This window comes from Clostridia bacterium (assembly GCA_014360065.1).
GTDB lineage: Bacteria > Bacillota > DSM-521 > Neomoorellales > JACIYF01 > JACIYF01.
In genome coordinates, this window is the sequence record JACIYF010000202.1 from 1 (window position 1) to 1,801 (window position 1,801).

The following is a 1,801-nucleotide window of genomic DNA, read 5'->3' on the forward strand; positions in this document are numbered from 1 at the left end:
AGAGCGCCTGGTGCATGAGCAAGGCGTGCTGGTTCAGGTTGATGCTGGTAGCATTGCCGGGTTGTTCGGACGAAAGATCGCAAAAACGGCGGAACTCCTTCTTCGAAAGGGCTGGGTGTCGTTTGTTGCCTCCGACGCTCACAGCCAAGCCCGCCCACCGGTATTGAGCCTGGCCAAGGCCAAAGTGGCTCAGCTCCTGGGCATGGAGGTTGCTACCGAGCTATTTAGCCACAATCCGGCCAGAATCCTTGACGGCAAGGAGGTTCAACTGCCCCAGGCATAGGTTTTAGGGCAGGGTCGGTGGTTGAATCACTCCGGAAAGTCTTGAGCAAACTAGCGCAAAGGGCTCCCGGGCTACATGAAAAGCAGCGGGGGTAGTTGCGCAGCTTGGCATAGCAAAACTTGGGAGGAACCTGGCGAAATGTGGCGAAGTAGATTGGGTGTGTTTGGCAGAGAAGGAAGGTGCATTTGACTGAAAGGCTTGGTACTGGCAGGCGGCAAAGGGACAAGGCTCCGACCATTAACCTATACTACTGCTAAGCAGCTCATTCCCGTAGCCAATCGGCCCATTCTGTTTTTTGTCCTTGACCAGATCGTTGAGGCTGGTATCAAGGATATCGGCATTATTATCTCCCCGGAAACGGGTCAGATGGTACGGGAGACCGTTGGCGACGGAGGCCGATTCGGCGCTAAGATCACTTACATACTGCAGGAGGAGCCCTTGGGCCTGGCCCACGCGGTGAAGACCGCCCGGCCATTCCTGGGGGACGAGCCCTTCCTTATGTTCTTGGGCGATAACCTCATCCAGGGCGGCGTCAGGGAGGCGGTACGCCATTTTTGGTCCGAATCTCCGGCGGCCATGATTATGCTGAAGGAGGTTGCCGACCCACGCCAGTTCGGCGTCGCCGTTCTCGACGAAGAAAGCCGCGTCACCCGGCTCGTAGAAAAGCCTCAGAATCCGCCCAGCAACCTGGCCTTGGTGGGCATCTACCTCTTTCAGCCGGCCATCCACCAGGCCATCGAGCGCATCCAGCCTTCCTGGCGCGGCGAGCTGGAGATTACTGATGCCATTCAGGAACTATTACATATGAACCAAACCGTTACTGCCCGCCAGGTGGAGGGTTGGTGGCTCGATACCGGCAAGAAGGACGACATTTTGGAAGCCAACCGGGCCGTACTGGACGCCTATACCACCGTGGACATCAAGGGAGAGGTTGATGAAAACTCCCGCGTCACCGGCCGGGTGGAGATCGGTTCGGGTAGCACCATCAGGAACAGCACCATCCGGGGTCCCGTGGTCATCGGGGAAAACGTGACCCTGGAGGATTGCTTTGTTGGCCCCTTCACCGCCATCGGGGACAACACCGTTCTCAAGCGCGTTAGCCTTGAACACTCGGTGATTCTGGAAAACTGCCGCCTGGAGAACACCCCGCGCATCGAGGACAGCCTCATCGGGCGGAACTCCCACGTCGATGGCAACCAGGACAACCGCGCCGCCCTGCGGCTCTTTTTGGGGGATGACTGCCAGATCGCCATCTAGGTTAATTGAGAACGTCCGTGACCTGCTTCTTTATATAGCCGGGCCTGCGGCGGGATAAAGCGAGGAGGAAGCTACTGTGGAACTCATTAACGGAGTCAAGGTAAGAACCCTGAAGGTTATCCCCGACGAACGGGGCTATCTAATGGAATTGCTCCGTAGCGACTGGCCCGAGTTCGATAAGTTCGGCCAGGTCTACCTGACTGCCAGCTACCCCGGCATCATTAAGGCTTGGCATTACCACAAATTCCAATGGGACCACTT

2 protein-coding genes and 1 pseudogene (1 of these 3 cut by a window edge) are annotated in these 1,801 nt (G+C 57.2%); all 3 read left to right on the forward strand.

Annotated features, from left to right (window positions below):
- Window positions 1-283: phosphotransferase (locus H5U02_14960; GenBank protein ID MBC7343720.1), on the forward strand; the 283-nt coding region annotated here is incomplete at its 5' end.
- A 189-nt stretch (window positions 284-472) separates the two neighbouring features.
- Window positions 473-1,540, forward strand: coding sequence for a glucose-1-phosphate thymidylyltransferase (locus H5U02_14965; protein ID MBC7343721.1), 1,068 nt, complete (start codon window positions 473-475; stop codon window positions 1,538-1,540).
- 76 nt (window positions 1,541-1,616) lie between these two features.
- Window positions 1,617-1,801 (forward strand): annotated as a pseudogene (locus H5U02_14970) (dTDP-4-dehydrorhamnose 3,5-epimerase family protein) (it continues 255 nt past the right edge of the window).